General features: G+C 52.9%; 17 protein-coding genes and 1 tRNA gene. 7 read left to right on the forward strand and 11 right to left on the reverse strand.

Annotated elements, in window-relative coordinates; translation table 11 throughout:
- Positions 1 to 50 precede the first annotated feature (50 nt).
- The gene (locus B4A77_RS10250) at positions 51 to 500 is read right to left on the reverse strand and encodes a hypothetical protein (protein WP_290722938.1); all 450 of its coding nucleotides are present in this window, start codon (positions 498 to 500) and stop codon (positions 51 to 53) included.
- A gap of 322 nt (positions 501 to 822) precedes the next feature.
- On the opposite strand from B4A77_RS10250, the gene B4A77_RS10255 reads away from it, so the two are divergent.
- Positions 823 to 1,197, forward strand: a complete 375-nt coding sequence (locus B4A77_RS10255) for a hypothetical protein (protein WP_290740462.1) — start codon at positions 823 to 825, stop codon at positions 1,195 to 1,197.
- Positions 1,198 to 1,207: 10 nt separating this feature from the next.
- Positions 1,208 to 2,971: a hypothetical protein gene (locus B4A77_RS10260; RefSeq protein ID WP_290740466.1), complete on the forward strand. Its 1,764-nt coding sequence runs from the start codon at positions 1,208 to 1,210 to the stop codon at positions 2,969 to 2,971.
- Between the two features lie 80 nt (positions 2,972 to 3,051).
- Here the strand turns inward: B4A77_RS10260 and B4A77_RS10265 are convergent, their stop codons facing one another.
- The 10 genes from B4A77_RS10265 to B4A77_RS10310 all read right to left on the reverse strand — a co-directional run bounded on the left by B4A77_RS10265 (position 3,052) and on the right by B4A77_RS10310 (position 9,813).
- Entirely contained in the window at positions 3,052 to 3,474 is a 423-nt protein-coding gene (locus B4A77_RS10265) for a hypothetical protein (protein ID WP_290727822.1), read from the reverse strand.
- An 18-nt stretch (positions 3,475 to 3,492) separates the two neighbouring features.
- Positions 3,493 to 3,564: transfer RNA gene (locus B4A77_RS10270), tRNA-Met, on the reverse strand.
- 59 nt (positions 3,565 to 3,623) lie between these two features.
- Positions 3,624 to 4,358 carry a metallophosphoesterase gene (locus tag B4A77_RS10275; RefSeq protein WP_290740470.1) on the reverse strand — a complete coding sequence of 245 codons (735 nt, stop codon included), beginning with the start codon at positions 4,356 to 4,358 and terminating at the stop codon, positions 3,624 to 3,626.
- 357 nt (positions 4,359 to 4,715) lie between these two features.
- The gene (locus B4A77_RS10280) at positions 4,716 to 5,078 is read right to left on the reverse strand and encodes a bactofilin family protein (protein ID WP_173366529.1); all 363 of its coding nucleotides are present in this window, start codon (positions 5,076 to 5,078) and stop codon (positions 4,716 to 4,718) included.
- Positions 5,079 to 5,087: 9 nt separating this feature from the next.
- Entirely contained in the window at positions 5,088 to 5,888 is an 801-nt protein-coding gene (locus B4A77_RS10285; RefSeq protein WP_290740473.1) for a M23 family metallopeptidase, read from the reverse strand.
- Positions 5,889 to 5,898: 10 nt separating this feature from the next.
- On the reverse strand, positions 5,899 to 6,843 hold the full coding sequence (locus B4A77_RS10290; RefSeq protein ID WP_290734015.1) for a ParB/RepB/Spo0J family partition protein: 945 nt from the start codon (positions 6,841 to 6,843) through the stop codon (positions 5,899 to 5,901).
- A 33-nt stretch (positions 6,844 to 6,876) separates the two neighbouring features.
- Positions 6,877 to 7,662, reverse strand: a complete 786-nt coding sequence (locus B4A77_RS10295) for a ParA family protein (protein ID WP_290740476.1) — start codon at positions 7,660 to 7,662, stop codon at positions 6,877 to 6,879.
- Complete coding sequence (locus B4A77_RS10300; RefSeq protein WP_290740479.1) at positions 7,659 to 8,381, reverse strand: 16S rRNA (guanine(527)-N(7))-methyltransferase RsmG; 723 nt, start codon at positions 8,379 to 8,381, stop codon at positions 7,659 to 7,661. The genes B4A77_RS10295 and B4A77_RS10300 overlap by 4 nt, the downstream gene beginning before the upstream one ends.
- Before the next feature lie 206 nt (positions 8,382 to 8,587).
- A complete protein-coding gene (locus B4A77_RS10305) occupies positions 8,588 to 9,229 on the reverse strand; it encodes a hypothetical protein (RefSeq protein WP_173381336.1) in 642 nt (213 codons plus the stop codon).
- A 263-nt stretch (positions 9,230 to 9,492) separates the two neighbouring features.
- Positions 9,493 to 9,813 (reverse strand): hypothetical protein, encoded by a 321-nt coding sequence (locus tag B4A77_RS10310; protein ID WP_173381337.1) that lies wholly within the window; start codon positions 9,811 to 9,813, stop codon positions 9,493 to 9,495.
- Positions 9,814 to 10,027: 214 nt separating this feature from the next.
- Between B4A77_RS10310 and B4A77_RS10315 the strand changes: the two genes are divergently transcribed.
- The 5 genes from B4A77_RS10315 (at position 10,028) to B4A77_RS10335 (ending at position 14,247) form a co-directional block, all read left to right on the forward strand.
- Positions 10,028 to 10,534 carry an O-acetyl-ADP-ribose deacetylase gene (locus tag B4A77_RS10315; RefSeq protein WP_290734021.1) on the forward strand — a complete coding sequence of 169 codons (507 nt, stop codon included), beginning with the start codon at positions 10,028 to 10,030 and terminating at the stop codon, positions 10,532 to 10,534.
- A 39-nt stretch (positions 10,535 to 10,573) separates the two neighbouring features.
- Positions 10,574 to 11,092, forward strand: coding sequence for a hypothetical protein (locus B4A77_RS10320; protein ID WP_290731640.1), 519 nt, complete (start codon positions 10,574 to 10,576; stop codon positions 11,090 to 11,092).
- 55 nt (positions 11,093 to 11,147) lie between these two features.
- Positions 11,148 to 11,546 (forward strand): pyridoxamine 5'-phosphate oxidase family protein, encoded by a 399-nt coding sequence (locus tag B4A77_RS10325; RefSeq protein ID WP_097035981.1) that lies wholly within the window; start codon positions 11,148 to 11,150, stop codon positions 11,544 to 11,546.
- Between the two features lie 452 nt (positions 11,547 to 11,998).
- A complete protein-coding gene (locus B4A77_RS10330; protein WP_290740484.1) occupies positions 11,999 to 12,610 on the forward strand; it encodes a hypothetical protein in 612 nt (203 codons plus the stop codon).
- A gap of 131 nt (positions 12,611 to 12,741) precedes the next feature.
- Positions 12,742 to 14,247, forward strand: coding sequence for a FecR family protein (locus B4A77_RS10335; protein ID WP_290740486.1), 1,506 nt, complete (start codon positions 12,742 to 12,744; stop codon positions 14,245 to 14,247).
- Positions 14,248 to 14,274 lie beyond the last annotated feature (27 nt).

The following is a 14,274-nucleotide window of genomic DNA, read 5'->3' on the forward strand; positions in this document are numbered from 1 at the left end:
TAATCTTTCCCTTTGAAAACAGAAACGGCCCGCATGAGCGGGCCGTTATTTTAGTTTTCGCCATGACGCCTTTCGGTCTCTTCGCGATCCACCGTCCGTGTCAGATATTCCTTGAAATCCCGGTCGATCTTCACTCCGTCGAAATCCATGTTGTCGTCCTTGAGGACAAACACGGCCGACGGGTTATCGATCCAGCCACGGATATCGAATTCCGTTAGCACGATGGAATTGTTTCCCGGCCCCTTCGCCACGTACTCGACCTTCGACTTTTCCACCCATCCCTGACCGCAACGGCCCTTGACGAGCACCTCCGTCTCTGCATCCTGTACAATGACCAACTCGTCGTTGAAGCCAGCCGTGCAGACCACGCTGCCACCGCCCCTGTGGGACATGACATCGAGATCTCCCCTTTTGGACTTCACCGTCCCCGTCGCAGTTGCAAACGAAAACGAGACCGACAAAGCGAGGGCAACAATCATCATCAACATTACGCGTTTCATGATGGACCTCCCTTGTTTGAGGAACGGAACCTCCGTCCCTGTAAATCAAGTTACAAAGTCCACCATGCAGAAACCACTTTATTCGTAGTACAGCTTGGAATAGCTGACTATTACTTTGTTCTAAATTCAAGCTATTTGCAATGTTTTGTCAGGCTTGTGTTCGGGTTATGTCACAAGACCGGTAGCAGCCTCGGGTTCGTATCGCAGAGGCACATCGAAAGCGAAACCTTTTTATCCAAAAATGCACCGCCGGAACGTAAAACCATGGACATCGCGCAAAAAAATTCTGCCGATTTGCAAAAAAGGATATAGATTTTACCATATGAATCGCAAAGTCATTTCCACAACAACCGCATACGGGATTTCCGTCCTGGCGCTCGCCTTCATGGCCACAACTGCGAATGCGCAGACCGCAAGCGCAAATGCCGCTCCCGAAAACGACAAGTCCGCCCTCGTCGACGAGGCGCCCGCACCCGCGGCACCCGAACCTGCACCGGTACAGGCAAAGCCCGCCGAAAAGGCTGCACCGCAACAAAAGACGGAATCCAAGGAGACCGCCACAAGCAAACAGGCAAGCGAACCCGCACCGTGCGAGCCCGCGCCCGCCCAGGATTCTGGCAGCAAGATTCCCGTATTCCCCATAGTCCTTTCTTCCATCGCGACGATTGCATTTGTCGTCCTCGCCATCATCTTCTGAGGAGGCCGTCATGCGTAGTTTGTACAAAGTAATAATGACCGTCGCGACGTTCGCCATGCTTGCCGCGCCCGCCATGGCCGAGGACCCGGCATGCGTAAACCTCTGCCAGGCATGTACGCCAGGCGACAGCACCTGCAACAAGATCGAGGCCGCATGCCAATGCAAGATGCTCCTCGACAGCATCAAGTCAGCGAACACCGCCATCGAAATCAACCAGCGCAAGCTCGCCAAGGAAATCTTCGCGGGTTGCGACAAGCCCACCTGCGCCCGCAGCATCACGTTCGAGAACGGCATCTTCAAAAAGATGGAGAAGGGACGCACACCGCTCAGCAAGCTCGAACTCACGACAGGGGTGAGCGATGCCGCGCAGAGGGCGGCCCAGCAGCTGCCGCTCGAAATCAAGGCCGCAAGGTTCACCGTCGATTCCCTCACCCGCAGGCAGAGCGTGCTTCCGATTGCGCCCATGTCCATGGAGTGCAACGACAACTGCAAGACCTGCGCCGACCCGAACGCCGCAATACCCGCAATGACCCCGGCAAGCGCACAGCCCGCACCCGTGCCCGAACCGGCCCCCGACTCCGCTGCCGCTTCTGACACCACGGCAAAGGCGACCCCCGTTCCCGCAGTCGATTCCGCCGCCATCGCCGATTCCATCGCGAAGGCAGCGGCGACACAGCGCAAGGCCTTCTGCCAGCTCACCGAATCGAAATGCCAGTGCAAGGCGCACGAACAGAACGAACGCGACATCGTATCGCTCGACAGTGTCCTCGCCATCAGGACATCGCGCCTCGACAGCCTCGAAAAGAACCGCCCCGAAATCCTCCGCACCGAGATGGCGCGCAGCATCGCCGACCAGGTGCGCGAGAAATGCAAGGCGGCCGCCAAGTGCAGCTACACGGTCACCTTCACGAACAAGGAGCTCGCCCTGCTCGAAATGCACGACACCGCGCTCGATACGGTTAAACCCGCACCCGCGCCCGCTCCGGAGCCCGAACCGCAGGTAACCGCAGAACCCGAACCTGCCGCGACAAGTGCAGACACCGCAGCACCCACGCCTGCCGAAGCCTGCATCCAGCCGGAAGCCGCGCCCGTCGATTCCGCAGCCGAAGCCGAAAAGGCGAAAAAGGAAAAAGAAAGGCGCATCTTCTACAAGGCCATGGAAATCACCTACGGCAAATTCGGCGAGAACGACTACTACAACATCGACCTCGGCCGCGTCAACAACCTGCACGGAAACGGACTTGAAATCGGAATCGCCTACCTGCTGCGCTTCTACTTCTATGACGGCGGCGCCTTCAGCATAGGCCTCGGGACCTTCTACCACTACAACGTCCTCGAACCCGACTCGGGCTACTATACCGAAGCGCCCGACTTCAAGATTACCTACCACAACGCGGGACTCGAAATGCCCGTCTCGTTCAGGCTCGGCGCTCCCGTCGTCCCCATCCTCAAGCCGTTCGTGAGCGAAACGTTCACCATGCGCTGGAACGTGGTCGAGGTATTCAAGGTCGAAGGGCTCGAAGACGAAGATGAAAATGCGGTCGACCCGTTCTCCGGAACAGTCAACATGTCGAAGATGGTCCTCGGCGACTGGGACTATTCCATGAACAGGCATCCGCATTTCGAATACGCCGTATGGCTCGGCTTCGGCCTAGAAATCACGCACCACCTCTCCATCGAATACCAGCTGAACATGGGCTACCTCACCACGGGCCACAGCCACAACTACGACGCCGACAAGACATGGCGCATCGTTGCCGACTTCGCCTGGTAGCGTCCACGCCGCCACATTCCGGCATGTACAAAAAGAACCGCCCCTGAAGGCGGTTCTTTTGTTTTAAAACCTTAAGAAGCCTAGCGCTTGAGGCCTGCCGCTTCGAAGAACGGTATATTGCGCGGATTGGGGAGCGCGACCTCGGTAATCCAGTTGTATTCCGCGATGCCGGCAAGACCGATTCGGGCACACAGCTGGTCGCGGGCGACATTGTAGGCATCGAGAATCTGGACCTTCTCGCCCTCGCTCGCTTCTTCGATTTTCTTGGACCAGGTGACACCGAGTTCGACAAGCGCGGCGCTCGCCTTCACATAGCGCTTCGCCTGGTCGGCCGTCACCACGGGTTCGGCCGGGGCAGTGAACGGATCGACCTGCACGATAGGCACGCTCTTGGGCGCTATCGCCTGGTTCTGCACCACCTGCGGAGTCACCTGTTCGTCTTCACAGGCAACAAAAAAAGAGGCGATAGCCAGAATTGAAATTGCAAGAATCCTTTTCGACATATGCGCCTCTTTTTTTAATAGCGGTTCAGGGATTTGAACCCCGGACCAATGGATTATGATTCCAGTGCTCTACCGCTGAGCTAAACCGCCATGTAGGGGCAAATATAGAAACGCATGGAATCATTTTCAAGGTATCGGGGCCAAAAAAACTAAAAATGCACGGTGTTTTTGAGGGTGCCGTCTCCCCATTCGATTACGCACCAGCCGGGTTCGCTGCTCTTGAGAGTAAAATACGGCCTGTCCGGATCAATCTGCATCTGGGTGGAAGGTGCAGCATGGACAACCACGTGCCCGAAGCTCTTCTCGAATTCGTGGTGGTAGTGGCCGCAGAACACATGGTTCAGGTTCTTGAAACCGAGCAGGACTTCCTGCACCTCGACCATGTTCTTCAGGTGATAGCGCAAGTCCATGAACTTGTGGTCGCAGAAGCATGGCGGATGGTGCATGAACAGGAGCACTTCGCCTTCCACTTTCGGGACTTCCGCCTTGAGCCAGTCGAGCTGGTCACGCGAAACCTCGCCGCAGGCGCTGTCGATAAAGAAGATGGAACGACCCTTGATGTCGTAGCGGTAATAGCACTTGCCGTTATGGACTTCGAGGTCGAAATACTGCTGCATGACTTCGATACGGTCGTGGTTCCCCGGAATGATGCAGACCGGGACAGGATAGTCCTTGAGCGAATCCACGAAGAACTTGTATGCTCCAGGTTCGGCGTCCTCGTTGGCGAGGTCGCCGGAAAGCACCAGGAGGTCGATATCCTTCATGGACTCAGACTTCAGCGCCTTGAAAAAATTGGCACGGACATCTATGCCCTGAACAAGCTCAGTATTCTCGCCGATGTGAGAATCCGATATCTGACCTATCTTCAACAAATTAGCTGCCATACAACGTTTGTAATAATATAAATTATACTAGCATGTAAAACAAGAAAATAATTTTTTTTGATTGAAATGTGACCTTGCTCAACATGCGGCTCGAAAAAATTCCCTTTTTTCAATATCCCGGAGTGACTTTTCTGTTGACAGATGTCAAGAACACGCGTCCAACATCTGTCAACATTGAAAAATGTGAGCAGGATTCGAGTTTTCAACATCTATAAACGGTTGTGATTTTTTCATAACTCGTTATCCTGCACAAAGATACACGTCACAGCCGGAATATTTATCCACTATTCACTCCACCATAATCATAATCTTCTATATAAATAGATTGATTATTATGATAGGTGTGTGGGTAAAGGGCTATACCTTCTCCTTGGGCTGGGCTGCCTGTGCGGGAACGCCCATCTGGCAGTTGCCCTGGAAGATGGCGCCTTCCTGGATAATGAGCTGCTTGGTCTTGATGTTGCCCACAAACTTGGACGTGCTTTCCAGGATGAGCTTTTCTGCGACGTCGATGTTGCCCTTGATGGAACCGGCAATGACCGTGTTGGTCGCCTTGATTTCGCCCTCGATATAGCCGCTGCGTTCGACGATGAGCTCGCCGTTGATGTTGATGCTGCCGTTAACATTGCCTGCAATGCGCACATCGCTCTTGCCGCTGATATCGCCCTTGATAGTGACACTGCCGCCGATTTGGGTAATTTCCTGTTCTTTTGTAGCCATTTTAGCCTCTTAGTAGTTGATAAATGTTTCGGGGTCCTGGGGAACTCCGTCCTTCTTGATTGAATAGTGTAGGTGCGGCCCGGTCGCTGTGCCTGTCTGGCCGACCGAACCTATGACGTCGCCCTTGCGGACAGAGCTTCCCTTGCGGGTCTTGATGCTCTCGAGGTGCGAGTAGCTCGTCGTAAAACCGTTTCCGTGGTTGATGACAATCGTGTTGCCGAGTTCGCCCATCTTGCCCGCGGATTCCACCATCCCGCTGCCCGTAGCGAAGACGGGGCTCCCTGCCTGGGCCGAAAAGTCCGTTCCCTGGTGTCCCGTCTCTTCGGAAAACTTCTTGCTGACAAGCCCGACGACCGGGATGATGTCCGGGATTTTTTCGATCCTGAGCTTTTCTTCGAGCGGGATCCATGTATAGCCGCCCTCGAAGTTGAGCTCGTTCTTCTTGGAGGGGGTATGCGTGAACAGGTTCCTGTCGATGATGCTGTTGATTTTGTTGGAATCGTTCTCGATGAAGGTCTCGAAGATGTTCTGGATCCTGTTTTCCATTATCCAGAGCGAATCGAGACGCATGAGCATTTCCTCGTAGTTCTGGTTCTTCTTGATAATCTGGGCATTCGAGACGCGCATCTTCTCGTAGCTTGCGATGATCTTGTTCATCTTGCCCAGGTTATAGATGAAAACTCCGGATACGGCTATGAACACCACGAGGAAAATCCGCAAGAAGACGAACCACCTTGTGGATATCTTGAACTTCTTTATCTCGTGCGAATCTTCCGGGATAATCTGTATGGTGTAATACTTGCCTTTCACGATTCTACCGTTAGCGGTTTTCCATGATTTCCTGGATGCGGGTCAGGTCGTCCATGGAGTAGTAGTTGATGACGATGGTCCCCTTGCCGCTGTCCGATGCGCTCGGGTTCAGCTGGACCTTAGTGCCGAAGAACGTCTCGAGTCTGGTCTCGAACTGTTTCATGTCGGCGCTGAGTTCGGGCTTGGGCTTCGCGGGGGTCTCGGGCTTCTTGGCCGGTCCGTCGCCCTGTTCTTCGTCCCTGTCGTCGTCGCCACGGATAATCGCCTCGATCTGGCGCACATTGAGGCCTTCCTCGATGATGCGTTCCGCGAGCGATTCGGGGTCGCCGATCTTGTCGCTGCAGAGGGCGCGGGCGGCGCCGCTGTTCAGCTTTCCTTCCTCTATCCACAAGAGCACCTGTTCCGGGAGCTTGAGGAGGCGGAGGCTGTTGGTAATCGCGGAGCGCGACTTGCTCACAATCTTGGAGAGGTCTTCGTGCGTATAGCCGTGCTTATCGATTAGCTGTTGATAGGAACGTGCAATTTCGACCGGGTTCAGGTCGACGCGCTGGATGTTCTCGATGAGCGCCCATTCCGCCATCGCCTTGTCGTCGAGATTTTCGAAAACCTGCGCCTTGATTGTGGACAGGCCCGCGAGCTTGCTTGCACGGGTACGGCGCTCGCCGCTGATAATCTGGTAGCGTTCCCCCACCTTGCGCAGCGCGATCGGTTGGATGAGACCCTGCTGCTTGATGGACTCGGCCAGTTCGGAAAGCTCTTCGTCGTCGAATGCCTTGCGCGGTTGGAACGGGTTCGGGTCGATAAGGTCGATCGAGATTTCAACAATCTTCTCGAACTTTTCGCTATTTTCGGCGGGATTGTTGATAGTGTCCGTCTGTTCACCTTTAAAATTGATGTCGTGGTCCTTCATGATGGCGGAAAGTCCGCGGCCGAGGGCGAAAGATTTTTTTCCCATAATATATATGCGTGTTGAAAAAGGTTGTAGGTTTTACTTGCCCTTGTTCAGGATTTCCTCTGCGAGCTTCATGTAGGCCTGCGAGCCTGTGCTCTGCACATCGTACAGGATAACCGGCTTGCCATGGCTGGGCGCCTCGCTCAGTCGGACGTTTCTCGGGATCATCGTCTGGAAAACCGTGTCGGAGAGGTTTTCGCGCACTTCCTCGGCCACCTGCTTGGAGAGGCTCACGCGGTTGTCGAACATCGTGAGGAGGGCGCCTTCGATTTTGAGGTTGCCGTTCAGGTTCTTCTGCACCTCGCGGATGGTCTTGAAAAGTTCGGTCATGCCCTGCAGGGCGTAGTATTCGCACTGCACCGGAATGAGCACGCTGGTCGCGGCCGTGAGCACGTTCAACGTAAGGAGGTTCAGGCTCGGGGGAGCATCGATGATGATGAATTCGAACTGGTTCTTGAGCACGTTGAGGACGCGTTCGAGCCTGTGTTCGCGGCTCATGGCGTTCACGAGTTCAATTTCCATGACAGCGAGGTCCGGTCCCGAAGTGATGACTTTCAAGAAATCCAGCGATGTATCCGAGACGGCCGGCATGATGTTTTCGAGAGTCATGTTGTCCGGGTTTTCGGCCATATCCAAAATTTCGTGGATGTCCATCTCCTGCGATTCGGTAAAGCCGAGACCCTGCGAGGCGTTGCCCTGCGGGTCCATGTCGATAAGGAGTGTCTTCTTTTCGAGAGCGGCAAAACTTGCAGCCAGGTTCACGGCCGTCGTGGTCTTGCCCACGCCGCCCTTCTGGTTGCATATTGCTATCACTTTACTCATTTATTACCTCGAGTGACTAAGGCGTAATCCTGTTCTTCGTTCGGCAGCTTGTATTTCCAGATGTTGACTGCCGGGTCGTTTTCCAGGTGTGAAATGCTATTGAAACTTTTTAATGTGAGGAATAGTCCACCCTTCTTGAGGGCGGGCTGCGCACGTTCCCAGTCGTTTTCGAAAGTCGAGAGGGCGCGGCAGCTGATGAAGTCCAGGTCGGCAAGGCCCGAAGTTTCAAAGCGCTTGCCCACCACGGTCAGGTTCTTGAGTCCGAGTTTTTCTTTCGCGTAGTTCATGAACTCCACGCGCATGTGGCGGGGTTCCACCGCATAGAACTGCACCTCGGGCATTGCGATGGCGAGCGGGAAAACCGGGCACCCTGCACCAGCACCCATATCAGCCCATGTCTTAGACGAAAGATCGCTTCGCTGGTAGACGATAGACGATAGGGTACCTCTTTCGTCTTTCTCTTCAAATAATCTTTCGTCTTTCGTCTTTCGTCTTTCGTCTATATATATATAGGGAACGAGCGAGTCGGCGATGTGGCGGCTCAAGAATTTCTCGGAATCCTTCGCCGAAATCAGGTTGCCGAATTGCTTGGTCTCTACCACCAGATCGGCAAAGTCATAGAGCTTGTCCATTTGCTCTTTGGACAACTCAGAGAGAATATGTTCCTTCAGGAACTGGTTCAGGAGATTCTGCTGCTCTATGTTTGTTTTATAACCCATTATTTGTTCCACGTGAAACATGCGATAGCGAGTGTCGCGACGGGGTGCTTGCACACCGGCATGACCGAGCATGAGCATGTAGGACACGAAGTGTCCAAACAATTTAGTATATCTCACAAAAAAAAGAGAACGCCGACATCGGCGCCCTTTCACTTTTTTAAAATATCCGTTAATAACTTTTTGATAGATGTTGAGATGCTGTGAACTTACTTCAAAAATTCTACAGTGTATTTTCCCTGGGCGGGGCGACCGAGTAGGTCGAAGTGTCTTGCATTTTTGTAATTGACTGCCGGACGAACCTTGCGGAGGATTGCATCGGTTCCTGCTTTTCGACGGAACATGAAGTAAGTCATCACCTTGTGGTCTAGCCCATCTTCGATATAAGTCTTGCTAACAATGACCCTGTCATTTTTAACTTCAGTATCGTAACGGTACCAGGTGGTCACGTAGTCGTCGCGACTATCCTTCACATAGCAGGTGTTGGTGTCCTTCTCGTCGTTGACGATAATTTCGCTTTCAGAACGCCTGAAGAGGGTATCATTTCCCATGACATATATATTAGTGTACTTACCGGCTTCGTCAGTGCTGGTAATGGCCAGGGAGTCCCCGTCAAAGTAGATACTAATTGTGTCGCTCACTCCATTTACCGATCCTATAATGGTCCAGTTATTTTCTACATGGTCGATATCGAAAACTACCGAGTCAGGATTTATGGTAGTCTTGTATTGCCATTCCCCGTTGCGGAGATTCGCTTCGTAGGCGCTGTCGACTTTATCGCCGGTCCGATAGTACTTCAGGATATAGATGGAGTTTCCCCTGGTGTTGGCAGTGCCTTTGTCTACATACATGCTGTCAAATAGCAGGCCGTCAAAGCTCTTGTCGTAACCAGCGATTGTTGCCTGTTCATATTCAAAAACTGTATGGATGCAGTCGGCAAAGGACTGGGAGAATAATGCCAGAGTGGCGAGAATAAGAATGAGTTTTTTCATATGAGGAAATATGATAAAAGATTTATGTTGGGCGCTACTTGTTTCACGTGAAACCAATTTTTGGTTCCACGTGAAACAATGAGGTGATTCAAAACTTTCAACATTAGTCCGCAAATATATTTCTAGAACTTTGCTGGTGAATTTGGGTCGCACCAGATGGGGCCGTGTCCACCGAATGCTGCCGAGAGGGCTGCGCCCGTGACGCAGAGCCCCGTCCAAATGAGTGAATTTTTCAAGTAATTTCCTTTTTCTTGCTCTTTTATGGAGGGATTGATTTTCCTGGAGCTCGAATCCGAAGCCTCGGCCTTGTCGCTATTGTCCACCTTGAATATCATGGCGCGGTCGATTTTCGGCAAATCTTCGGCTTGTTTCTGTGGCAATAGTTGGGCGAACGACAGCGGTGCAGTCGCCAGTAAAAGGATTGCAATACCGTAAAGCCTCATGATAACCCCAAAATGTTCTCCTGCAGATAATATATATAATTTCATGGAATTTTTCGCAAGAAAATGACGGATGACATTATTTGACTCTAGAAGTTTATATATTGCCGACAGGACTATTTCAGGGAGGTTCCCGTGTGTTCCCTCATTGCGGCAATTTTCATAACGGTGCTGCTTATCATGTGGTATAAATAGTATATTTATGCCGGAGGCCTATATGGTAGAAATCGAGATTATCCAGGGCGACATCACCAAGCTTGCAGTGGATGCCATCGTGAATGCGGCGAACTGTTCGCTGCTGGGTGGCGGCGGTGTGGACGGCGCAATCCACCGGGCGGCAGGCCCGGATCTTTTGAAGGCGTGCATCCCCCTGAACGGTTGCGAAACGGGCAAGGCGATAATTACCCCCGGGTTCAGGCTCCCGGCAAAGTTCGTCATCCATACTCCGGGTCCCATCTACCGGGATGGCCTGCACGGCGAACCCGAACTGCTGGAATCCTGCTACAAAAGTTGCCTCGATTTGGCCGAGGAGAACGGCTGCGAGACGGTCGCCTTCCCCGCTATTTCTTGTGGAGTTTATGGCTACCCCTGGGAGGCCGCTACCGAGATTGCGGTAAAGAGCGTCCGCGAATTCCCGGCGCAGAAAGTCAAGAAGGTCATCTTCTGCTGTTTCGGTGAACAGATGTTGAAAATTTATCGAGAAGTGATGGCGAAAGCGTCTTGAAAAAAAATGAAGTTTTATCGTTTATTTTTACCCTTTCTAATGGTACTCGTGATGGCGGGCATCTCATTTGCCAACGAGGAACAGGCCCCCAATGTAGCGCAGGATTCCACTAGGGTGCAGCAGAACTCTGGAAAAACTTTCTTTCGGGAATTGGTTCCTTGGAATATGTACCTGGGAGGCGGCACAGGTTTCGCTTTTGGAGCAGATTGGGTTTTTGGTGATTGGAATTATATATACATTAAAGGTGATGATTCCAGTTTTATACCAAGTCACATTTGGTTGTGGACTATTGGGACGCATGCGTTTTTTGCGGACGGGTTCAACTTCCTGCTGCAGCCAAATATCCTATATTTCTACGAAAGGGGCATCTCGTTCAAGTTTTCCCTAGGTCCAGAACTGGGCTACATTAACGAGACTGGCTTTGATTACGGCTTTTCGCTCTGTATCGGGACAATCATCGACATATTCAATGTCAGGGTGGGCTATCTGGTACGGACGAAGAGTCCTTATTTCCATATATTGTTTAACTTGCCGGTAGGCATTGGTATGTGGGTATAATAATCTATATTTTAGCAAACAAGTATTGAATTTTTTCAAAAAAAAGGAACATCTTATGGAAGAAGTCGTAAAATTTCTCAAGGCATGTGGTGCGTATTTCCTCGCGACGGCCGACGGCGACCAGCCGCGCGTCCGCCCGTTCGGAACCGCCAACATTTTCGAGGGTAAGCTCTATATCCAGACCGGCAAGTCGAAGGACTGCTCCAAGCAGATCCAGAAGAACGGCAAGGTCGAAATCTGCGCGATGAACGCCGCCGGTAACGAGTGGGTCCGCGTCGCCGGTACCCTGGTCCGCGACGACCGCCGCGAACCGAAGGTCGACATGCTGGAGCACTACCCCGAGCTCAAGTCGATGTACTCCCCCGACGACGACAACACCGAGACGCTCTACTTCAAGGACGCGACCGCTACGTTCTACAGCTTTACGGCGGCTCCGAAAGTCGTGAAATTCTAGGCGCTAGTTTCACGTGAAACTCCTGCCGCGCGGATTGCCCGGCAGAAAAATTTGCCTCGACGGCCTCCTCGTCGGGGCTTATTTCATAGGGTCGTCATTTTCGGATGTTGATATGATTGTAAACATTCTATTAACTAAATTTCGATGTATGGTCTGAAAACATATGATGGACGTGGATAAAGTTGGGGATAGGTGCCTGTTTTTGGGGATGTTTCACGTGAAACGTCATTTGCTCATGTGGATAACTTGTGAGGTTTGGAAATTGCGCATTTAGGCGCCCTTTAAATTGTAAACATGTTATCAACAAAAATCTATATGAAGGGGCATGTTTCATATGATGCGAAAAAGCAAAAAAAAACGCTTGTTTTTTTTATTTTGTTACAAATAAATGCGCTAGTTTGAGTGTGATAGTTGTATATTTTCCAATATCAGAAGTTAGGAGCTACCATTATATGAAAAAGTTAGGAGCAATCGTTATCTTCATTCTCGTGTCGGCTGCCTCGGCGTCCGGCATATCCTGGAAAACCTTCGACGTCAAGACGGGCCCCCTGCTTGGCGGCTGGCTCGAGTCTTCTACGTCCATCGGCTGGTCGCTTTCGCTGGTGAAGCCGCTGACCCCCTATATAGGCGTCGGCGCCATGATCGAGGTCGCGACAAGCCATTCGATGTGCTGCGACTGCGCGGAGTACGACTTCGACGAACTTTCCGAAGGGCTGCTGGTGAATTTCGACGCCCCCCTTGCTTACGGGTTCAACCTGATCGCCAACTTCATGTTCCTGCTACACTGGGAGGAAGGGACGGTCGAAGGCCTCTACTACCCGTGGCGCGTTGAGGAGGATCTTTACGATGCGGACGGCGAGCCGGTCTACGGTCTCTACAGGATGGAGGAAGACAACAACGACTACGACTTCGAATCGTTCATGTTCCGCTCGAACCTCGGGGTCGCCTGGCGCACTTCGGGCGGGCGGTTCGGCCTCGAACTCTACCCCCTGGACTTCGCCCTGGTTCGTGGCGGCGACGCCCGCTACACGATGTCGCTGAACGCGGTTGTCCGCGTGTTCTAGCCCGCGGATACCCCAAATATATTGCCTTGGAATATTATATCGCGAGCCTTTTCGGAAAATAGTGATTATATTTATAGCGTGTGTTGCGCCCTATGGGCGTAGTTGTTGTCTTATCCCGAGAGGCTGTATCTATGTTGAGAAGCTTAACGCTATGGGTGATTTTGGGTGTCACGCTCTCGCTGGCCGCTCCCCAGAGTGGCAAGGTGCGTTCTGTTCTTGGGGACGTCTCGTTCAAGAAAAAGGGAAAAGGGGACTGGGCCAGTCTCCGCGTGGGTGCGAAGGTCCAGGAAAAGGATGTCATCCAGACGGAAATTGAATCGGGCGTGCTGATTTCGATGCCCGACGGCAGTACTATCTCCATCGAGGAGAACGCGCTGGTCGAGTTCTCGCAGATTCTGATGATCAAGGATTCGCAGGTCTCCGAGGTGGAAGTCAAGAAGGGCATGCTCCGGTTTGACGCCCAGAAGCAGAAGGGGCCGCAGAGCAAGTTCAGGTTCAGGACCGGTACGGCGACTGCATCGATCCGCGGTACGGACGGTGTCATCGGCGTTACGGAAGGCGGCCTCCCCTACGGCGCCCTCAACACCGGCGAGATGGTGATGGAAGAGGACGGCAAGGAAATTTCCGTGAAGGCGCAGCAGTACGTGGCCTTCCGCAAGGGGCAGGCTCCCGTTGTGGTCGAGGCCAAGAACGCGGGCGACCTCGACTTCATCAAGATGCTCAGTGCCGCCGTGGACGACACCGCGAAGTCGGTCGAGGATATCCAGGCGAGCGCAAGGGAAATCGACGCGAAGATCGAGAAGAGGAACGAGGACCTGAGGCTCCAGTACAAGTGCCGCCTCTATTCCGTGCCTCCCGTCATCTCGACGAATACGGTCACTATCGAGGCTCTCTGCTCTCCCGGCGTGACGGTCACGCTCGGTTCCGAGACGTTCGAATCTAGCGGCCAGACGTTGCGCTTCACCCCGAGCTGGGCGGACGGCGCTTTTGGCGAGAAGAAGTTCCGCATGACCTGCTCTGTGGAGAAGAACACGTTCGAGTGCGGCAATATCTCGTTTGTCTACAGGGTCGATCGCCGCATCAAGTTCATGCGGTATGACGAGCACAAGTGCGAGGCTCTCTATGCGACTACGGGCTTCAACGGAAATGACGGCAAGTTGCGCGTGTACGTCGGCGACAGCCTCCTGAGGGACCTCATGCTCGAAAGGGATATCGCCGCGAGCTTCCCGCTGCTTCCCGGCGTCAACACCTACCGCATTGTTCCTGAAAACGAGGACAGTTCCGTCGGCGTAATCGAGCGCGAACTCAAGTGCTTCCCGAAGACGGGAGTGAAAATCCAGTTGCGAAACGGCAACAAGGCCGTCTTCAAGAAGAAGGTCTCGCAGGGTGCCGCGGTCTATCCGGAACTCGAGTTCGACGTGGTGAAGGTCGTGAACAACGACCCGTCGCAGATAAAGTCCGTGGAAGCGAGCGTCAACGGCAAGCCGTGCGAGCTCAAGATGATTCCGTCCGAGAGCGGCCTTGGCTACAGCACCAAGCTGCAGGTGCGCCGCGGCAAGTCGACGAAGGTTGATATCAAGGTCACCATGCTGAGCGGCGAGGTGGCCAAGGAATCCAAGATTTTCGAGTACAAATAAAGGTTGTACTAAAATACTTAATACTTT

This window comes from Fibrobacter sp. UBA3718, assembly GCF_002371935.1.
Classification (GTDB): Bacteria; Fibrobacterota; Fibrobacteria; order Fibrobacterales; family Fibrobacteraceae; genus Fibrobacter.

Coding starts and splice junctions, on each gene's coding strand:
- B4A77_RS10265 (WP_290727822.1), bottom strand. CDS start 3,474: ATGTCGAAAAGGATTCTTGCAATTTCAATTCTGGCTATCGCCTCTTTT.
- B4A77_RS10305 (WP_173381336.1), bottom strand. CDS start 9,229: ATGTATGTAGACAAAGGCACTGCCAACACCAGGGGAAACTCCATCTAT.
- B4A77_RS10290 (WP_290734015.1), bottom strand. CDS start 6,843: ATGGGAAAAAAATCTTTCGCCCTCGGCCGCGGACTTTCCGCCATCATG.
- B4A77_RS10295 (WP_290740476.1), bottom strand. CDS start 7,662: ATGAGTAAAGTGATAGCAATATGCAACCAGAAGGGCGGCGTGGGCAAG.
- B4A77_RS10325 (WP_097035981.1), top strand. CDS start 11,148: ATGGAAGAAGTCGTAAAATTTCTCAAGGCATGTGGTGCGTATTTCCTC.
- B4A77_RS10250 (WP_290722938.1), bottom strand. CDS start 500: ATGAAACGCGTAATGTTGATGATGATTGTTGCCCTCGCTTTGTCGGTC.
- B4A77_RS10260 (WP_290740466.1), top strand. CDS start 1,208: ATGCGTAGTTTGTACAAAGTAATAATGACCGTCGCGACGTTCGCCATG.
- B4A77_RS10255 (WP_290740462.1), top strand. CDS start 823: ATGAATCGCAAAGTCATTTCCACAACAACCGCATACGGGATTTCCGTC.
- B4A77_RS10320 (WP_290731640.1), top strand. CDS start 10,574: ATGGTACTCGTGATGGCGGGCATCTCATTTGCCAACGAGGAACAGGCC.
- B4A77_RS10300 (WP_290740479.1), bottom strand. CDS start 8,381: ATGGGTTATAAAACAAACATAGAGCAGCAGAATCTCCTGAACCAGTTC.
- B4A77_RS10315 (WP_290734021.1), top strand. CDS start 10,028: ATGGTAGAAATCGAGATTATCCAGGGCGACATCACCAAGCTTGCAGTG.
- B4A77_RS10330 (WP_290740484.1), top strand. CDS start 11,999: ATGAAAAAGTTAGGAGCAATCGTTATCTTCATTCTCGTGTCGGCTGCC.
- B4A77_RS10275 (WP_290740470.1), bottom strand. CDS start 4,358: ATGGCAGCTAATTTGTTGAAGATAGGTCAGATATCGGATTCTCACATC.
- B4A77_RS10310 (WP_173381337.1), bottom strand. CDS start 9,813: ATGAGGCTTTACGGTATTGCAATCCTTTTACTGGCGACTGCACCGCTG.
- B4A77_RS10280 (WP_173366529.1), bottom strand. CDS start 5,078: ATGGCTACAAAAGAACAGGAAATTACCCAAATCGGCGGCAGTGTCACT.
- B4A77_RS10335 (WP_290740486.1), top strand. CDS start 12,742: ATGTTGAGAAGCTTAACGCTATGGGTGATTTTGGGTGTCACGCTCTCG.